General features: G+C 74.4%; 18 protein-coding genes. 11 read left to right on the top strand and 7 right to left on the bottom strand.

Annotated features, from left to right (window positions below; all coding sequences use genetic code 11):
• The first annotated feature begins 15 nt into the window (after nucleotides 1-15).
• Nucleotides 16-483 carry a type II 3-dehydroquinate dehydratase gene (gene aroQ, locus PV341_RS09085; protein WP_500323893.1) on the top strand — a complete coding sequence of 156 codons (468 nt, stop codon included), beginning with the start codon at nucleotides 16-18 and terminating at the stop codon, nucleotides 481-483.
• Between the two features lie 54 nt (nucleotides 484-537).
• Here aroQ and grpE read toward each other — a convergent pair whose 3' ends face one another.
• A complete protein-coding gene (gene grpE, locus PV341_RS09080) occupies nucleotides 538-1,233 on the bottom strand; it encodes a nucleotide exchange factor GrpE (RefSeq protein WP_500323894.1) in 696 nt (231 codons plus the stop codon).
• Nucleotides 1,230-3,098: a molecular chaperone DnaK gene (gene dnaK, locus PV341_RS09075; protein ID WP_500323895.1), complete on the bottom strand. Its 1,869-nt coding sequence runs from the start codon at nucleotides 3,096-3,098 to the stop codon at nucleotides 1,230-1,232. Before dnaK ends, grpE begins: the two co-directional genes overlap by 4 nt.
• 142 nt (nucleotides 3,099-3,240) lie before the next feature.
• Here dnaK and PV341_RS09070 point away from each other — a divergent pair, with 142 nt between their 5' ends.
• The 3 genes from PV341_RS09070 (at nucleotide 3,241) to PV341_RS09060 (ending at nucleotide 5,227) form a co-directional block, all read left to right on the top strand.
• Nucleotides 3,241-4,086 (top strand): NUDIX domain-containing protein, encoded by an 846-nt coding sequence (locus tag PV341_RS09070; RefSeq protein WP_500357309.1) that lies wholly within the window; start codon nucleotides 3,241-3,243, stop codon nucleotides 4,084-4,086.
• A 53-nt stretch (nucleotides 4,087-4,139) separates the two neighbouring features.
• Nucleotides 4,140-4,670, top strand: a complete 531-nt coding sequence (locus PV341_RS09065) for an O-acetyl-ADP-ribose deacetylase (RefSeq protein ID WP_500323897.1) — start codon at nucleotides 4,140-4,142, stop codon at nucleotides 4,668-4,670.
• A gap of 296 nt (nucleotides 4,671-4,966) precedes the next feature.
• Nucleotides 4,967-5,227 carry a hypothetical protein gene (locus PV341_RS09060; RefSeq protein ID WP_500323898.1) on the top strand — a complete coding sequence of 87 codons (261 nt, stop codon included), beginning with the start codon at nucleotides 4,967-4,969 and terminating at the stop codon, nucleotides 5,225-5,227.
• Nucleotides 5,228-5,268: 41 nt separating this feature from the next.
• On the opposite strand, the gene PV341_RS09055 is transcribed toward PV341_RS09060, so the two are convergent.
• The 3 genes from PV341_RS09055 to PV341_RS09045 are packed head-to-tail and all read right to left on the bottom strand — an operon-like array spanning nucleotide 5,269 to nucleotide 8,950.
• Complete coding sequence (locus PV341_RS09055; RefSeq protein ID WP_500357307.1) at nucleotides 5,269-6,804, bottom strand: ATP-dependent DNA ligase; 1,536 nt, start codon at nucleotides 6,802-6,804, stop codon at nucleotides 5,269-5,271.
• A 47-nt stretch (nucleotides 6,805-6,851) separates the two neighbouring features.
• Entirely contained in the window at nucleotides 6,852-7,988 is a 1,137-nt protein-coding gene (locus tag PV341_RS09050; RefSeq protein WP_500323900.1) for a site-2 protease family protein, read from the bottom strand.
• 17 nt (nucleotides 7,989-8,005) lie between these two features.
• A complete protein-coding gene (locus PV341_RS09045) occupies nucleotides 8,006-8,950 on the bottom strand; it encodes an AraC family transcriptional regulator (RefSeq protein ID WP_500357305.1) in 945 nt (314 codons plus the stop codon).
• A gap of 362 nt (nucleotides 8,951-9,312) precedes the next feature.
• Here PV341_RS09045 and PV341_RS09040 point away from each other — a divergent pair, with 362 nt between their 5' ends.
• Complete coding sequence (locus tag PV341_RS09040) at nucleotides 9,313-10,065, top strand: Rossmann-fold NAD(P)-binding domain-containing protein (protein ID WP_500357303.1); 753 nt, start codon at nucleotides 9,313-9,315, stop codon at nucleotides 10,063-10,065.
• 14 nt (nucleotides 10,066-10,079) lie between these two features.
• Nucleotides 10,080-10,730, top strand: coding sequence for a DUF4360 domain-containing protein (locus PV341_RS09035; RefSeq protein WP_500323903.1), 651 nt, complete (start codon nucleotides 10,080-10,082; stop codon nucleotides 10,728-10,730).
• 69 nt (nucleotides 10,731-10,799) lie between these two features.
• Here the strand turns inward: PV341_RS09035 and PV341_RS09030 are convergent, their stop codons facing one another.
• On the bottom strand, nucleotides 10,800-11,684 hold the full coding sequence (locus tag PV341_RS09030) for an alpha/beta fold hydrolase (RefSeq protein ID WP_500357302.1): 885 nt from the start codon (nucleotides 11,682-11,684) through the stop codon (nucleotides 10,800-10,802).
• Between the two features lie 68 nt (nucleotides 11,685-11,752).
• Here PV341_RS09030 and PV341_RS09025 point away from each other — a divergent pair, with 68 nt between their 5' ends.
• The 5 genes from PV341_RS09025 (at nucleotide 11,753) to PV341_RS09005 (ending at nucleotide 16,729) form a co-directional block, all read left to right on the top strand.
• The gene (locus PV341_RS09025) at nucleotides 11,753-12,388 is read left to right on the top strand and encodes a GNAT family N-acetyltransferase (RefSeq protein WP_500323905.1); all 636 of its coding nucleotides are present in this window, start codon (nucleotides 11,753-11,755) and stop codon (nucleotides 12,386-12,388) included.
• 39 nt (nucleotides 12,389-12,427) lie between these two features.
• Nucleotides 12,428-12,829: a hypothetical protein gene (locus PV341_RS09020; protein WP_500323906.1), complete on the top strand. Its 402-nt coding sequence runs from the start codon at nucleotides 12,428-12,430 to the stop codon at nucleotides 12,827-12,829.
• Between the two features lie 139 nt (nucleotides 12,830-12,968).
• On the top strand, nucleotides 12,969-14,816 hold the full coding sequence (locus tag PV341_RS09015; protein ID WP_500323907.1) for a DUF2264 domain-containing protein: 1,848 nt from the start codon (nucleotides 12,969-12,971) through the stop codon (nucleotides 14,814-14,816).
• Nucleotides 14,817-14,823: 7 nt separating this feature from the next.
• Nucleotides 14,824-15,252, top strand: coding sequence for a PPOX class F420-dependent oxidoreductase (locus PV341_RS09010; protein ID WP_500323908.1), 429 nt, complete (start codon nucleotides 14,824-14,826; stop codon nucleotides 15,250-15,252).
• 310 nt (nucleotides 15,253-15,562) lie between these two features.
• Nucleotides 15,563-16,729: an MBL fold metallo-hydrolase gene (locus PV341_RS09005; RefSeq protein ID WP_500323909.1), complete on the top strand. Its 1,167-nt coding sequence runs from the start codon at nucleotides 15,563-15,565 to the stop codon at nucleotides 16,727-16,729.
• A gap of 80 nt (nucleotides 16,730-16,809) precedes the next feature.
• Here the strand turns inward: PV341_RS09005 and PV341_RS09000 are convergent.
• Nucleotides 16,810-17,323: MFS transporter (locus PV341_RS09000; protein WP_500357300.1), on the bottom strand; the 514-nt coding region annotated here is incomplete at its 5' end.

Below are 17,323 nucleotides of genomic sequence, written 5' to 3'. Positions count from 1 at the left end.
GTAGACCTTGGGGCCATGACCCGCACCCTCGCGAGCGCGCCGATCATGGTCCTCAACGGTCCCAACCTCAACCTCCTCGGCCGGCGGCAGCCCGAGATCTACGGCTTCGAGAGCCTCGCCGACGTCGAGGCCCTGTGCGCCGCGACGGCGGCGCGGCTCGGCGGGACCGCCGACTGCCGGCAGAGCAACCACGAGGGACAGCTGATCGACTGGATCCACGAGGCCCGCGAGCACCACGCGGGCATCGTGATCAACCCCGGCGCCTACTCGCACACCTCGGTGGCGATCCTGGACGCCCTGGGCGCCTGCGACGGCCTCCCCGTGATCGAGGTCCACATCTCCAACATCCACCGGCGCGAGGCCTTCCGGCACCACAGCTACGTCTCGGCGCGGGCCGACGCCGTGATCGCGGGCTGCGGCGTCCAGGGCTACGCCTTCGCCGTCGAGCGGATCGCCGCGCTCCTGGACGCCGGCGCCCGCTGAACCGCCGCTGAACCGCCGCCGGGCCGCGGCCCGACCGCCCCCGGACCGCCGTGCTCAGGCCTCGCCCGGCTGCCAGTCCGGCCACTCGCCGGGGTGGTCGGCCCAGTGCACCTGGTCGGGGTCCGACACGTCGATGTCCGGGAAGGTCCCGCGCACCCTTAGCTCGAACTCCTCCCGCTCCAACTGCTCCCAGCCCACACCCCGGATGTGCACCCTGCGGTAACGGTGGTCGGCCCCGAGCGGGGCCACGTCGACCTTGTGGGTTGTCTCCATGCCTCCAGGGTGCACCCGGGCCGGTGCCCCCGCAGGTCCGGTGACCACCACCTCCGCGGGGCGCAGCAGGTGCCCGCCGACCCGGTAGCCGGACCGTACGACGGTGCCGCAGACGAGTCGGTCCGCGCCGTAGGCGCCCGATGAGCCGACCGCCTCGTGACGCGCCGGGTCGAAGGGATCCCCGGGCTCGCCGAACGACCGCAGGCCGAGTTCCGCCAGCCGCGCCTCCAGCACGTCCACCACGGCGCGGAAGCCGCCGGTCACCTCGCCCAGCTCCCGCGCCCGGTCGACGGCGTCCAGCACCGGCAGCAGTCCGTGCAGCACGTTCGCGACGGCGATCTCCCGCACCGCCAGCCGGTCCCGGTGCACGCGCTTGCGGTAGTTGTCGTACTCGGCCTTGAGCCGTTGCAGGTCCGCCGTGCGTTCGACGAGCCGCGCCCGCAGCCCGCCGCCCGGAGGCGGACCGGCCCGGTTCACGCCGTGCCTCCCTCCCGCTTGTCGTCGTCGACGATCTCGGCGTCCACCACGTCCTCGTCGCCCTCCGGCGGCGCCGCGTGTGGGGCCCCGCCCTCGCCCGCCGCGGACCGTTCCGCCTGGGCCTGGGCGTACATCGCCGTGCCGATCTTCTGCGCCGAGGCGGTCAGCCGCTCGGTCGCCCGGCGGATGCCGGCGGAGTCCTCGCCCTTCAGCTGCTCCTTCAGGTCCGCCACCGCCGACTCGACCTCCGACTTCAGGTCGCCCGGGACCTTGTCGGGGTTGTCACGCAGCAGTTTCTCGGTGGAGTAGACCAGGCTCTCCGCGTTGTTGCGCGTCTCGGCCTCCTCGCGGCGCTTGTGGTCCTCCTCCGCGTACTGCTCGGCCTCGCGCATCATGCGGTCGATGTCGCTCTTCGGCAGCCCGGAGCCGCCGGTCACGGTCATCTTCTGTTCCTTGCCGGTGCCGAGGTCCTTCGCCGTCACGTGCATGATGCCGTTGGCGTCGATGTCGAAGGAGACCTCGATCTGCGGGATGCCGCGCGGCGCCGGCGGCAGACCGGTCAGCTCGAACACCCCGAGCTTCTTGTTGTACGCCGCGATCTCGCGTTCGCCCTGGTAGACCTGGATCTGCACCGACGGCTGGTTGTCCTCGGCCGTCGTGAAGATCTCCGAGCGCCTCGTGGGGATGGTCGTGTTGCGCTCGATCAGCTTGGTCATGATGCCGCCCTTGGTCTCGATGCCGAGGGACAGCGGGGTGACGTCCAGCAGCAGGACGTCCTTGACCTCGCCCTTGAGCACCCCGGCCTGGAGGCTGGCGCCGATCGCCACGACCTCGTCCGGGTTGACGCCCTTGTGCGGCTCCTTGCCGGTCAGCGACTTCACCAGCTCCGTCACCGCCGGCATCCGGGTCGAACCGCCCACCAGGATCACGTGGTCGACGTCGGCGACGTTGATCCGTGCGTCCTTCACCGCCTGGTGGAAGGGACCCTTGCAGCGCTCCAGCAGGTCCGCGGTCAGCTGCTGGAACTGGGCGCGGGTGAGCTTCTCGTCCAGGTGCAGCGGGCCCTCGGCGGAGGCCGTGATGTAGGGCAGGTTGATCGTCGTCTCGGTGGACGAGGACAGCTCGATCTTCGCCCGCTCGGCCGCCTCGCGCAGCCGCTGCAGCGCCATCTTGTCCTTGGCCAGGTCCAGCCCGTACGCGTTCTTGAAGCGCTCCACGAGGTGGTCGACGACCCGCTGGTCCCAGTCGTCGCCGCCCAGCTCCGTGTCGCCGTTGGTGGCCTTGACCTCCACCACGCCCTCGCCGATGTCCAGCAGGGAGACGTCGAAGGTGCCGCCGCCCAGGTCGAAGACGAGGATCGTCTGGTCGTTCTCCTTGTCCAGGCCGTACGCCAGGGCCGCGGCCGTGGGCTCGTTGATGATCCGCAGCACGTTCAGGCCGGCGATCTCCCCGGCCTCCTTGGTCGCGGTGCGCTGGACGTCGTCGAAGTACGCGGGCACGGTGATCACCGCGTCCGTGACGTCCTCGCCCAGGTACGCCTCCGCGTCCCGCTTCAGCTTCTGCAGCACCCGGGCCGAGATCTCCTGGGCCGTGAAGCGCTTGCCGTCGATGGTGCCGGAATCGGGGAACCGCCAGCCGGGGTCGCCCATGTGCCGCTTGGCCGAGCGGGCGGTCCGCTCCACGTTGGTCACGGCCTGGCGCTTGGCGATCTCGCCGACGAGGACCTCGCCGCCCTTGCTGAAGGCCACCACCGAGGGTGTGGTCCGTGCCCCTTCCGTGTTGGTGATGACGGTGGGCTCGCCGCCCTCCAGGGCGCAGACCACCGAATTGGTGGTGCCGAGGTCAATACCGACCGGACGTGTCATGTCAGCTCGCCTCCTCCCCTCCAGGGTGCGACGCGCGCGGGCCGACCACCAGACGGCCGCCGCAACCCGCGCCGGGGAGCGCAGGGCAATGTCCCGGAATAATCGCGGGGCCCGGACAGTGGGCGCTGCTAGCGTCGGCGGGATGTCCTCACTGCATGCGGGAGTGATCCTCTTCCACGACCAACGCCTCGCCGTACACAGCGACTTGAGCCTGCCGCAGGCCCCCGTCCCGCCTCGCGGCGACCCCGCGGAAACCGCCCGCGCGGCGGCGCGCGACGGCCTCGGCATCGACGTCAGGACCGATGTCCGGCCCTGCCTGGAGGTCCGCGCGACCGGCGGCACCCATCTGTACTACCGGGCCGCCGTGCCGCTGCCGTCCGGCCCCGCGCCCACCCGGCTGCTCAACAGGTCCGAGGCCCTGCACCTGCCGCTCGCGCCCTGGACGGCGTGGGAGGCCATCCTGCGGTCCTGGGACGGCCCGCCCTGGTGGCGGGGCCGCCTCGTACTGGAGGAGCCGCTCGGCCGGCCGCCCAAACGGACCCGGGCCGGCGCGGTGATCATCCGCGACGGGCGCATGCTGCTGATCCGCTACCGCCACCGGCGCGGCGACTACTACGAGATCCCCGGCGGCGGGGTCGAGCCGGGGGAGACCCCCGAGACGGCCGTCCTGCGCGAACTCGCGGAGGAGACCGGACTGAGCGGCACCGTCGGGCAGGAGATCGCCCGGGTGAACCGGGTGCACCGCGGCTCGCACCCCGGGCACTACTTCCTCGTCGAGGCGCACGGCAAGATCGGCCCCCGCTCCTCCCTCGACCTGGGCGAGGCCGCCGCCCCCGTCTGGGTCCCCGTCGACGACCTGCGGCACCTGCCGCTGTGGCCCAAACGGCTGGGCTGGCGCATCGCGCACTGGCACCGCGAGGGCTGGCCGAAGCCCGCCGCGGAGTTCTGCGACTCACTGCTCGACCTGCGGGTGCCCTGCGACTGGTGACCCGCTGGGAACGGCCGGGCGCCCGGGCACCTCGCGGTGGCAGGATCACGGGTATGGCACGCATCACCCTCGTCCGGGGCGACATCACGCAGCAGTCCGTCGACGCCGTCGTCAACGCCGCCAACTCCTCGCTGCTCGGGGGCGGCGGCGTCGACGGCGCCATCCACCGCCGCGGCGGCCCGGAGATCCTCGAGGAGTGCCGTGCGCTGCGCGCCTCGCGGTACGGGCGCGGTCTGCCGACCGGACAGGCCGTCGCCACCACGGCCGGCCGGCTACCGGCCCGCTGGGTGATCCACACCGTCGGCCCCGTGCACAGCGCCGGCGAGGACCGCTCCGAGCTGCTGGCCTCCTGCCACCGCGAGGCGCTGCGGATCGCCGACGAGGTGGGCGCGAAGACGGTCGCCTTCCCCGCGATCTCCACCGGTGTCTACCGCTGGCCCGTCGAGGACGCCGCGCGCATCGCCGTCGCCACCGTCCAGGACACGGACACCGAGGTCGAGGAGGTCCGCTTCGTCCTCTTCGACGACGCGGCCTACGCCGCGTTCGCGGCGCGACTTCCCGGAGAAGGGCTCGGTGAACGGTGACCTCGGCATCCGGGAGCGGAGCGCGGAGCGGTGCCCGGCCCGTGGTGCGGGTTAACCGGGGCGGAACTCTTGGTCATCGATTCCTTTGGGAAAGCTCCGGGACCGCAAGCCCTGCCTAGCATGAGGTGATCACGCACCGTACGACCCCGGGGGCGGCCCGCAATACCGTCGTCCGGCCCCGGGCCGCGGCTCTCGCGTCCGGGCGTACTCGCCCGGATCCTGGGCGCGGACTGGTCACAGGCCCGCATGGGTCCGGCCCGACCGGGGCCGCGGGCACACGAGATCCTGGAGAACACGTGCAGTTCGAGCTGACCGGACGGACCGGCTTCGGCAGCGGCGGCGACCTCGGCACCACCGCCCGGGCGACCCCCGACGGCACCCGGGGGGACCTGCCGGAGCCCGACCGTGAGCCGGGCCACGCCGAGGGGGCCCTCGCAGCGTCCGCCCCGGACGGCGAGCGGACCGCGCTGCCCCGGCTGAGCCGCGCCCAGCGGGAGACGGTGGACGCCGTTCTCGACGAACTGGTGGAGAGGCTCGCCCTGGTGGCCCACCGGTGATCCCGGCCCGCCGCGGTCACCCCGACCGCGCCGGGCCACGCTCAGGGCCGCAGGGCCAGCACCGTCTCGACGGTGTCCGCCTCGGCGGCCGTCTTGTCCTCGCGGTAGCGCAGGACGCGGGCGAAGCGCAGCGTGACGCCCGCGGGGTAGCGGGTGGAGCGCTGCAGGCCGTCGAAGGCGATCTCCACGACGAGTTCCGGGCGGACCCGGACCACCCACCCGTCGTCGCTCACGGCCAGTTCCCGCAGGCGCCCGGTCTGCCAGGCGAGCATGGCGTCGGTCAGGCCCTTGAAGGTCTTGCCCAGCATCGCGAAGGTGCCGTCGGGGCGGCGGGCGCCCAGGTGGAGGTTGGACAGCTTGCCGGTGCGGCGGCCGTGGCCCCACTCGGCCGCGAGGACCACCAGGTCGAGGGTGTGCACCGGCTTGACCTTGAGCCAGGCCGCCCCGCGCCGCCCGGCGCTGTACGGGGCGTCGAGCGCCTTGGCGACGATCCCCTCGTGGCCCCGTTCCAGCACCTGCTCCGCGAAGTCGCGGGCCGCCTGCCGGGTGGCCGGGTCGGCCGGGTCGGCGGCCACCAGCCGGCGCACCCTGCGCGGTGCGGGGGCGACCCGGGCCAGTTCCTCGTGGCGCTCGGCGGTGGACAGCTCCAGCAGGTCGCGGCCGTCGACCGACAGCAGGTCGAAGAAGACCGGGGCCACCGGCAGCGACTCCTGGGCGGCCGCGACGTCCAGCCGCGAGCCCACCCGAGAGGAGGTCTCCTGGAAGGCGCGGGGGCGGCCGTCCTCGCCGAAGGAGATCACCTCGCCGTCGAGCACGGCCTCCTCCACGGCCAACTCCCGCGCGGCGGCGACGACTTCCGGCAGCCGGCCGGTGATCTCGTCCAGCGTGCGGGTGTACACGCGCACGTCCTCGCCCATGCGGTGCACCTGGACGCGGATGCCGTCCAGCTTCTCCTCCAGCGCGCACGGGCCCAGCCGGTCCAGGGCCTCGTCCACGTCCTTCGCGGTCTGCGCGAGCATCGGCTGCACCGGCCGCCCCACCTCCAGCCGGAACGCCGCGAGCGCCTCCGGCCCCCCGGCCAGCAGCGCCCGCGCGACGGCGCCCAGGGAACCGCCCAGCATCACCGCGCGCCTCACGTCCTGCGGGGGCGCCTCCGCCGCCACGGCGAGTGCCTCGACCGCGAGCGCGTCGAGCGCCCCCTGCCGCAGCTCCCCGCCGATCAGCCCCAGCAGGAACGCCTGCTCCTCCTCCATGGCCGCACCCATGAGCTCCGCCACCAGTCGTTTGCGTTCGGCCGCCGCCCCCATGCCGGTGACCGCGGCGATCCGATCGAGCGTCCCGTGGACCTCGTGCACCGTCAGCCGGGGCACCGGTGCGGGCTCCTGCCGCTCCCGCAGGGTGCTCCAGCCCACCCCGGTGCGCCGCTGGGGCAGTCGCCCCGCCAGGTACGTGATCACCACGGGCGCCTCGTCGGGCTCCGCGGTACGCAGCAGCCGGGCCAGCGCCGCCACCTTCTCCGACCGGGCGGACGTGGCCGCCACCTCCCGGGACGTCCGGGCGAGCTCCGCGAGCAGCATGGCTCCATCCTGGACCGCCCGCGCCGGGCGCGCAGCCGTCGGGCGGGTCAGACGGGGGGCCGTCCGCCCGTCATGCGGCGGTGCTCGACGAGCCGGGTGACGTCGGTGCCGGTGACGATGCCGATGGGGCGGCCGCCGTCGACGACGACGACCCGGACGCCGCCGGCGCCGGGCTGGAGGCGGTCGAGCGCGTCGTTGACGAGTTCCTCCGGCGTGCCGGTGGTGGTCCTGGACAGCGGGACGGCGACGTCGCGGACCCGCACGTCGGCGCGGCGGTCCGCGGGGACCGACGTGAGCCGGCGCAGCTGCACCACCCCGCTGAGGCGGCCGTCGAAGTCGACCAGGGGCAGGGTGGAATGGCGGGCGGCCACCGCGACCTCGTCGATGAAGCGGTCCACCGGCAGCCAGTCGGGGCCGGTCACGACGGGGGCCGACATGGCGTCCGCGAGCCGTACGCCGCGCAACGCGGCGCTGATGACCGCGCGCTGGCGCTCGGCGCCTGCGGTGAGGGCCATGAAGAGCCCGACCAGGGCGAGCCACAGGCCGCCGGCCATGCCGCGGGCGAAGGCGAGCCACCCGGCCACCACGAAGAGGAAGCCGAGTACCTGCCCACCGCGCCCGGCCACCCGGTCGGCGCGGTCACGGTCCCCCGTCCGCCACCACAGCAGCGCCTGCAGCACCCGGCCGCCGTCCAGGGGCGCGGCGGGCAGCAGGTTGAAGACGCCGAGCAGCAGGTTTGCCCAGCCCAGCCAGATCAGCAGCGCCCCCGGCACCGAGCGGTGGGCCGCCGCGTCGACGCCGATGCCCGCGCCGAGCGCGGCGCCGCCGATGACCAGGCTCGCCAGCGGGCCGCTGACCGCCACCAGGAAGGCCGCGCCCGCGGAGCCGGGCCGCCCCATGCGCGTCATGCCGCCCATGGCCCACAAAGTGACGTCCTCGACCGACAGGTGCTCGCGCCGGGCCGTCGCCGCGTGGGCGACCTCGTGCGCGAGCAGGCTCGCCATCAGCAGGACCGCGCCCACGGCCGCCGCGACGGTGTAGGCGGTCGCCGACAGGCCCGGGACCCAGGCGGGCAGCGTTTCGCGGCCGAGCCCGTAGGCGAGCAGCACGACGAGGACGGGGACGCTCCAGTGCATCCGGAGCGGAACCCCGAAGACGCGTCCCACAACGACCGAACCGTTCATGACTCCTCTCTCCAGTGTCACTCCGCCCGGGCCGCGCCGACGCGGTGCTCCTGGGGGCTCACCCCCCGCACCCGCTTGAAGGCGGCGCTCAGCGCGAAGGGGCTGCCGTAGCCGACCCGGCGGGCGACCGCCCCGAGCGTGGCGTCCGGTTCGAGCAGCAGATCGGCGGCGAGCGCCAGCCGCCAGCCGGTCAGGTACGCCATGGGCGGCTCGCCCACCAGTTCGCCGAAGCGCCGGGCCAGTGCGGCCCGCGACACGCCCGCCTCGGCGGCCAGCCCCGCCACCGTCCACGGGTGGGCCGGGTTGTTCTGCAGCAGCCGCAGCGCCCGGCCCACCACGGGGTCGGCGAAGGCCCGGTACCACGCGGGGGCCGCCTCGCCGCGCCGGGCGAACCACGCCCGCAGCACGGAGATCAGCAGCAGGTCGAGCAACCGGTCCAGCACCGCCTCCTGCCCCGGATCGTCCTTGACGATCTCCTCGGCCAGCAGCGGCGGCAGCGGGCTCTCCCACTCGCGCGCCGGCAGCACCAGGAGCGGGGGCAGCGCGTCCAGCAACCGGCGGCCGACCGCGCCGTCCACCTCGTAGGTGCCGACCAGCATGACGTCGGAGCCGTCGGCCCGGTTGCCCCAGGTCCGCACCCCCAGCGCCATCGCGTCGGCCAGGTCGTGGCCGTCCGCTGTGCGGCACACCGCACCGGGGAGCATCCAGGCGTGCGGCGGGGTCGAGGGGAGGTCGGCGACCGCGTACGGCACGGGGCCGCGCGCCACGGCCACGTCCCCGGGCCGCAGCCGCACCGGCGCGCCCTCCTCGGGCACGACCCAGGCGCCGCCGCGCGCAACCGTCATCACGCACAGCGGCGCCCGGTCCTCGATCCGCACCGACCACGGCGGTTCCATGACCATGCGCAGCAGGAAGGCACCCCGCGCACGGGGTCCGTCGAGCAGGCCCGAGAGTGCGTCCATGTCCCCCAGCGTAGACATCCGCGTATGGGAACGGGCCGTTCACCCATGGTCCGTCTCAGGCGGCGCGGCTTGACTGAGGCCATGACACCGACATCCGCACGGCACCGGACCGGGACCGCACTCGTCCTCGGCGGTACCGGCAAGACCGGCCGCCGCCTCGCGACGGCCCTCGCGGCGCACGGCTTCGCGGTGCGCACCGCCTCCCGCGGCGGCGTGCCGCGCTTCGACCGGGCGGACCGCGAGACCTGGGAGCCCGCGCTCGACGGCGCGGACGCGGCCTACCTCGCCTACCACCCCGACATGGCGACCCCGCGGCCGCGGCCACCCTGGGCGACTTCGCCGCCCTCGCCGCCGCGCGCGGGGTGCGCAAGGCCGTCCTGCTCTCCGCCCGCGGCGAGGACCTGGCGCTGCCGGCCGAGCGCGCGGTACGGGACGGCGGCGCCGACTGCAAGGTGCTCCGGGCCAGTCGGTTCTGCCGGAACTTCACCGAGGGCGTGCTCCGCGACGGCGTCCTCGACGGCGGGATCGTCTTCCCGGCCGGCACGGTCGGCGAACCCTTCGTCGACACCCGGGACATCGCGGACGTCGCCGTGGCCGCCCTGACCGGGGACGGCCACGCGGGCCGCACGTACGAGCTGACCGGACCGCGCCTGCTGACGTTCGGCGAGGCGGCGGCCGAAATCGGCGCGGCGACGGGCCGGGACGTCCGCTACACCGCGGTCCCGCCCCGGGAGCACGGGGCGCTGCTCGAGCGGTCCGGCCTGCCGGGCGAGGTCGCCGGCTTCCTCACCGGGCTCTTCGGCGACCTGCTCGACGGCCGCAACGCCCATGTCACCGACGACGTACGGCGGGTGCCGGGGCGGGCGCGGGCCGCGCGACTTCGGCGGCTTCGCGCGCGAGGCGGCCGCGGCGGGGGAATGGCGGGAAGCCGACTCTCGTCACGCCGGGTGACTGTCCGGATCTCATGCGTCACTTCCGCGCCAGGGGTGACGGCGGTCGGCCATTCCTGTGGGGAACCTGTGGGGATCCTGTACGTGAACGGTGACGCATGGTGTCGTGTACGCGACACCGGAACGGGGTGCACGACCCGGTGTCGCGACCCCTCAACGACCTGAAGGGAATCCCCCCCATGACGTTACGTGCGTTGGCCATGAGCGGCGTGGCGGCCGCCTCGCTGCTCGGCCCGCAGGCCTGGGAGCCGGGCGGCGCCACCCTGCCGCCGCCGGACCGGATCGTCATCGACGTCGCCACCGTCAACGGTTCCGGCTGTCCGGCCGGCACCGCCGCCGTGGCCGTCTCGCCGGACAACGAGGCCTTCACCGTCACGTACAGTGCCTACGTCGCCCAGGTGGGCGTCGGCTCCAAGCCGACCGACTTCCGCAAGAACTGCCAGCTCAACCTGAACGTGCACGTGCCGCAGGGCTTCACCTACGCGATCGCCGCGGCCGACTACCGCGGCTTCGCGCACCTGGAGCGCGGCGCCTCCGGCGTGGAGAAGGCCAGCTACTACTTCCAGGGCTCGCCCGAGACCAACGCCATCAGCCACACCTTCCGCGGCGCGCTGGACGACAACTGGCAGACCACGGACAGCGTCGACGTCGCCGCGCTGGTCTGGGCGCCCTGCGGCGAACTGCGCAACTTCAACATCAACACCGAACTGCGGGTCAGTGCCGGCAGTTCGGACCCGTCGCGGACCACGAGCTTCATGACGATGGACTCCACGGACGGAAGCATCAGGACCACGTACCACCTGGCGTGGAAGGAGTGCCCCGGCGCGTAGCCCGCGGCGCCCCGCGGGTCGGGCGCCGGGCGGGAAAGGGGCCCGGCCCGCGTCACCCGGCAGCCCCGCTCACGGGGCGGTGATCGCGTCGGCGACCCGTTCGGGCTCGTCGACCTGCACGTAGTGCCCGGCGCGCATCAGCAGGCGCAGTTCGCTGTGGGGGAAGATCACGGAGAACTGCCGGGCGACGCGGGTGTTGAGCCACCGGTCCCGGGTGCCGAAGACCACCCGGACCGGTGGCTGGAACTCCCGCATCTCCGGGATGCGCCGCCGGCGGCTCAGCACCGCGTGCAGCAGCTCGTCGTTGAGCCCCCAGAACGCCGGGCGTGCGGCGGGGTACTGCGCGTAGAGCCGCTCGACGTACGTCCCGCGCAGCTCCGGGTCGCGGATGAAGGCACCCACCTGCCAGGCGTAGAGCCTGCGGTCCAGGCCGGGCCGGCGCCTGGCGACGGCGCGGGCCGCCGAGCGCAGCAACGGGGTGGAGTACAGGGCGATCGCCGGAGGGCGGCGCAGCGCGGGGGTCCAGTGGTAGTAGGTGTTGAGCAGCACCAGCCGGGCCACGCGGTCGGGGTGCTCCAGCGCCCAGTCGATCGCCGGCGGTCCCGAGGCGTCGTGCGCCACCAGCACCAGGCGCCGGGCGGTGCGGCCCGCCGCGAGGGCGTCGGCCACCGCGGCGAGGTCGTCCACCTGCTGGGCGACGGTGTAGGCGTGGCCGGACGGCTTGTCGGAGCGTCCCCACCCGAGGAAGTCGAACCGCACCACCGGCAGCCTGCCCTCCAGGTGGGGCAGGAGGCGGTCGTACAGCCGGCTGCTGTCGGGGAAGCCGTGCATCAGGACCGCGGGCGCGCCGGGGCCCGGCGTGATCTCGGCGTGCAACCGGTAGGGGCCGTGCGACACGGGCAGCGCCTCGGCGGCCGGGGCCATGGCGACCTCCCTCGGCCTGTGGGCCCCCATGTGGTTCAGCCTAACGCGGTACGTCACAGGGGTTGTGGGAGCGCTCCCATGGCCGTCATCATGCCCGCATGACCCCACGCGCCGTGATCCGCCCGTACCGCCCGGAGGACCGGGCCGCCGTCTACGACATCTGCGTGCGCACCGGCCACGAGGGCGGCGACGCGCGGCACCTCTACACCGACCACGACCTGCTGCCGGACAACTTCGCCGGGCCCTACGCCCACCTCGAGCCCGAACTCGCCTTCGTCGTCGACGACGGCGCGCGCGCCGTCGGCTACATCGTCGGCACCGCGGACACCGCCGCTTTCGTGCGGCGCTTCCGCGCCGAGTGGCTGCCCCGGCTCGAACACCGCCACCCCAAGCCGTCCGGGCCGCCCTTCACCCCGGACGAGGAGATGGCGGACCTGCTCCACCGCCCGGAGCGCATGATCGTGCCGGAACTCGCCGGGTACCCCGCGCACCTGCACATCGACCTGCTGCCCGAGTACCAGCGGCGCGGTTACGGGCGGGAACTGATGGGGCGTCTCCTGGCCGCGCTGGCCGCCCGGGGCGTCGGCGCCGTCCACCTCGGCATGGTGACCGCCAACACCGCGGCCCGCGCCTTCTACGACCGGATGGGCTTCCGTGAGCTCCCGGTCCCGGACCCCGGCCCCCTGACGTACCTGGGACGCGGGACGTCTGCGCCGGCGACGGCCGGGGGCTGAGAGGATCGCGGTGTGCCGCCGGTGGGAGAGGAGCGTCGCATGGAGGTGCCCGGCCCCGAGGCCGACTGGGAGCCCGCGCCGCAGTACCAGGGCGGCAAGCGCAACCCCGCCCTCCAGATCGGGCTGTGGGACTGGGTCGCCTGTGACTTCCGATGTCTCGCGAGGCTGGATCCGCCCCTGGAGGCGTTCGCCGCGCGGCTGAGGCTGTCCGTCGAACGCAGTTGGCAGGACCTCGGCGACGTGGGGGTCGCCGTCTTCCGCATCGGCAGGACGGAGTACGCGCTGCACGAGTTCGACGGGGGCTCGTACGGCACATACGCCTGGGTCCACCATTCCGTGGACGACCACGAGGAGGCACTGGACGTCCTGTTGCGTGCCCTCGGCGTGGGGCGTGCCGTGATCCGTCCGGGCACGCTCTCCACGGACCCGGAGGGGCCCTGACGGCCCCGGCTGAGGCCGACGCGCTCTGGAAAGCGTTTGCGGCGCGGCGGTAGAGTCGCCCGCCGGCCGGGCGCCGCCGGGAGGCCCGGCGTCCGGCGCAGAAGCCGTTCCCCGACCCCGGAAAGGCCGTATGCGAACCGTGACCCGGAAAGCGCCGGCGCACCCCTTCCAACTGCCCCCCGAGGACCGGGAGCTGAGCCCGTACACGGGGTGGACCCGCGCCCACTGGGAGGCGGTCGCCGACGGGCTGCTCGCCGCCGTCGCCCCGCACGCCACCCCCGGCGGGGCGCTCTACCACCTCCCCGGTGACCGCAACAGCGCCTCTGGCGCCCGCTCGGACGGCCTGGAGGGGTACGCGCGGACGTTCCTGCTCGCCGCGATCCGCGTGGCGGGCGCGAACGGTGACGATCCATCAGGACTGTTGCAGCGGTACGCCGACGGCCTGGCCGCCGGCACCGCGCGGCCCGGCGGGGACGGGCCGGAGGACTGGCCCGTCGTGGCCGACCGCACACAGCCGCTGGTCGAGGCCGCGTCCATCGCCATCGGGCTCCGGCTGACCCGCCGCTGGCTGTGGGACCGGCTCGACGGGCCCGTGCGCGAACGCGCCACCGCCTGGCTCGCCCGGGCGGCCGCCGCGCAGGCGTGGCCCAACAACTGGGAGATGTTCCCGGCCACCGTCGGCGGTTTCCTCGGCGACCGGGACGCCGTGGCGCGCGGACTGCGGCGGATCGAGCGCTGGTACGTCGGCGACGGCTGGTACACCGACGGCGACCTGCCCGCCTTTGACCACTACAACGGGTGGGCGCTGCACCTCTACCCCGTGCTGGAGGCCTGGTTCTCAGGCGACGCCGACCTGCTGGACCGCTACGGCGAGCGGCTGCGGATCCATCTCGCCGATCAGTCCCGCCTGTTCGGCGCCGACGGCTCGCCCCTCCACCAGGGCCGCTCGCTGACCTACCGCGTCGCCGCGGCCGCGCCGCTGTGGCTCGGCGCCCTCACCGGACACACCCCGCTCGCCCCCGGCACCACACGGCGGCTGGCCTCCGGCGCCCTACGCCACTTCCTGGACCGCGGCGCGGCGGGCCCCGACGGACTGCTGTCCCTGGGCTGGCACGGTCCCTACGCGGGTGTCCTGCAGGACTACTCCGGGCCCGGCTCCCCGTACTGGGCGAGCAAGGGCTTCCTCGGCCTGCTGCTGCCGCCCGGACACGCGGTGTGGACGGCGCCCGAGGAGCCCGCCCCCGTCGAACGCGGCGACGCCCTGACCACGCTGCCCGCGCCCAACTGGCTGATCCAGTCGACGACCGCCGACGGCCTCGTACGTCTGCACAACCACGGCAGCGAGGACACCCGTTACGCCGCCCACTACACGCGGTTCGCCTACTCCACGGCCACCGCTCCGCTGACCGGGGACACGCCCCCCGACAACCACTTCGGCCTCCTGGACGGCGACGGCGGTGTCACCGCGCGCACCGGGCTCACCCCGCTCGGCGCGGGCGAGGGATGGGCCGCCTCACGCTCCCGCGCCGGTGACCGGGTCCGCGTCGTGAGCCTCGTGATGGCCAGGGGTGCCGCCGAGATCCGCGCCCACCTGGTCAGCGGGGCGCCGCCCGGCTCGAAGGTACGACAGACCGGCTGGCCCGCGGGCGAGGGCCTGACCTCGGAACTGCTGCCCCAGCACGGCCTGCGGGCCGCCCCCGGCCTGCCGCCCGCCCCGACCGCGTGCACCGGACGCGCGGTCACCCCCGTCCTCACCGGCGAGACCACCGAAGGCGGCGGCAGCCGCGGCGACCTCTTCCTCTGCGCGGCCCGGCTCACCAGCGCCGCCGACGCGGAGCCGCTGTCCGCCCTCGTCCGGTCGGAGGTCGCCGTGTCGCCGTCAGGGGTCCACGAGGTGACCGTCACCTGGGCCGACGGAGCCACGCACCGGGCGCGGCTGACCACGGCGGACGCGGTCGTGGAATCCTCGCCCCCGGACGCTCGTTGAGGCTGCCATGAGCGACAAAGACCTCCTCCGCCTGCTCGCCGACACCAAGGGGGGCGTGCTCGTCACCATCAAGCGTGACGGCCGCCCCCAGATGTCCAACGTCATCCACCACTACGACCCGGACACGGGGGTGCTGCGGGTCTCCCTCACCGACGACCGCGCCAAGACCCGCAACCTGCGCCGTGACCCCCGCGCGAGCTACCACGTCACCACGGACGACCGCTGGGCCTGGACGGTCGCGGAGGGCACCGCAGAACTCACCCCCGTCGCGGCGGACCGGGACGACGCGACGGTCGAGGAGCTCGTCGACCTCTACCGAGCCCTGCAGGGCGAGCACCCGGACTGGGACGACTACCGCCGCGCCATGGTCGCCGACAAGCGCCTCGTGCTGAAGCTCCACGTCGAGCGCGCGTACGGCCAGCCGCGCGGCGCGTAGCCGCCCCTCCGGTGCGCCCCCGCCGCCCGCTCCCCGTGGGGGCGGGCGGCATGCGGCCCGCGACGGTGGCAGCATCGACACTGCGCGAGACTGCGCGACATTGCGGGGACGGTCTCCCGCACCGGGGAACCGCCTGGTCACAGTCGTCCCGCCGGTCGTGGGCGGGAGCCGGTGGGCCGCCGGCGGCCGATCCCACAAAGGGGCGCGGAACCGGAATGACCGGTGTAGGAGTTGTCGCTGTACATACTGGTTCTGCCGGGGCCCGGACGGCTCACGGCACGTTCGTGACCGCCGACCAACGGGAGGTGCCGTGTCCGGCTCCAGTCCGAAGCGTTCCCTGCTCTCCAGCCTCATCCCCGCCTTCGGAGACAACCCCTACGGGGAGAGGATGGAGCGCATCCGGCGGTCGCCGAACTTCGCCGACGGGGTGTTCACCAACCCCCTGGGCGCACGTACGGCGCCCTCCGGATCGATGCTGCGGTTCGCCCGGACGTACTTCCGCAAGGAGGAGCGGGTCCGCAGGGCCCCCGCCGGGGACATCCCGCTGCACGCCACGACCCTCGCCGACCTGGCCGCACCGCCCGCCTCGGGCCTGCGCCTCACCTGGATGGGCCACTCCACCGTGCTCGCCGAGATCGACGGGCGCCGCGTCCTGTTCGACCCCGTCTGGGGCGAGCGGTGCTCCCCCTTCTCCTTCGTCGGCCCCAAGCGCCTCCACCGGCCGCCGGTACCGCTGGAGGAGCTGGGCGAGGCCGACGCGATCGTCATCTCGCACGACCACTACGACCACCTCGACATGCCCACGATCAAGGCGCTCGCCGGGACCGGCACCCGCTTCGTCGTGCCGCTGGGCGTCGGCGCCCACCTGGAACGCTGGGGCGTCCCCGCGGACCGCATGACCGAGCTGGACTGGCACGAGTCGACGCAGGTCGCCGGGCTCACCCTCACGGCGACCCCGGCGCGGCACTTCTGCGGCCGGGCGATCCGCAACACCCAGCACACCCTGTGGGCGTCCTGGGTCGTCGCCGGGCCCGAGCACCGCGTCTTCCACAGCGGCGACACGGGATACTTCCCCGGTTTCACGGAGATCGGCGAGGCCTACGGGCCGTTCGACGCCACCATGGTGCAGATCGGCGCGTACAGCGACTTCTGGCCTGACATCCACATGACCCCCGAGGAGGGCGTCCGCGCCCACCAGGACCTGCGCGGCCGGCTCATGCTCCCCATCCACTGGGGCACGTTCAACCTGGCCCCGCACCCGTGGGAGGAGCCCGCCGAGGGCACTGTTGCCGCGGCGCGCGCCGTGGGGGCCCGGGTCGCCGTGCCGCGCCCCGGGGAGCCCTTCGAGCCCGCGGCCGGGGTACCGCTCGACCCCTGGTGGCGGGCGATCGCGCACGGGGCCGCCGCCCGCACCTGGCCCGCGCTCACCGACGACCCGCGGCCGGCCGCCCCGCAGCCGGACAGCGCCCCGGCGTGAGCGGGTCGTGAGCCGGTCGTGAGCGAGGAGGGGGCGGGGCGCCTGCCGTACCCGTCCCCTCCCGCACGGGCGGTCAGCCGTCAGCCGTCGCCCGCCGCCCGCGTGAGCCAGGCCGTTGCCGCCAGGCTCGCCGCCGACAGCAGGAGCAGCAGCAGGGGGACAGCGCCGATGCCGGAGGCCTCGATGCCCTTGCCGAGCGCCGGCGGAACGGCCACACCGCCGATCATCGACGCGGCGATGACCCACGCCCCCGCGCGCCGCGCCCCGGGCACGGCCCGGGCCAGCCACGGCAGCCCCGTCGGGAAGACCGGGGCGATGAACAGGCCGACGCCCGCGTAGGCGTACGGCGCGAGCGTGGGCACGGCCGCCAGGGCCAGACAGCCCGTCATCCCGGCGCAGCACACCAGCAGGATCCGCGGCGCCGGGTAGCGCAGGGCCAGCGGGACGACGAGGAACCGGCCCGCGGTCATCATCAGCCAGTACACCGCCGTCGCGGACGCGGCGTACGCCACCGGGTGGCCGAGCGACTGCAGATGGGTCGGCTCCCAGCCGCCGACCCATCTGCAGTCGCTCGGCCACCCGGTGGCGTACGCC

The organism is Streptomyces sp. PA03-1a, assembly GCF_033792805.1.
GTDB lineage: Bacteria > Actinomycetota > Actinomycetes > Streptomycetales > Streptomycetaceae > Actinacidiphila.
Note: the sequence above shows the minus strand (reverse complement) of the source record. Positions and strands in the feature narration are given on the sequence as shown.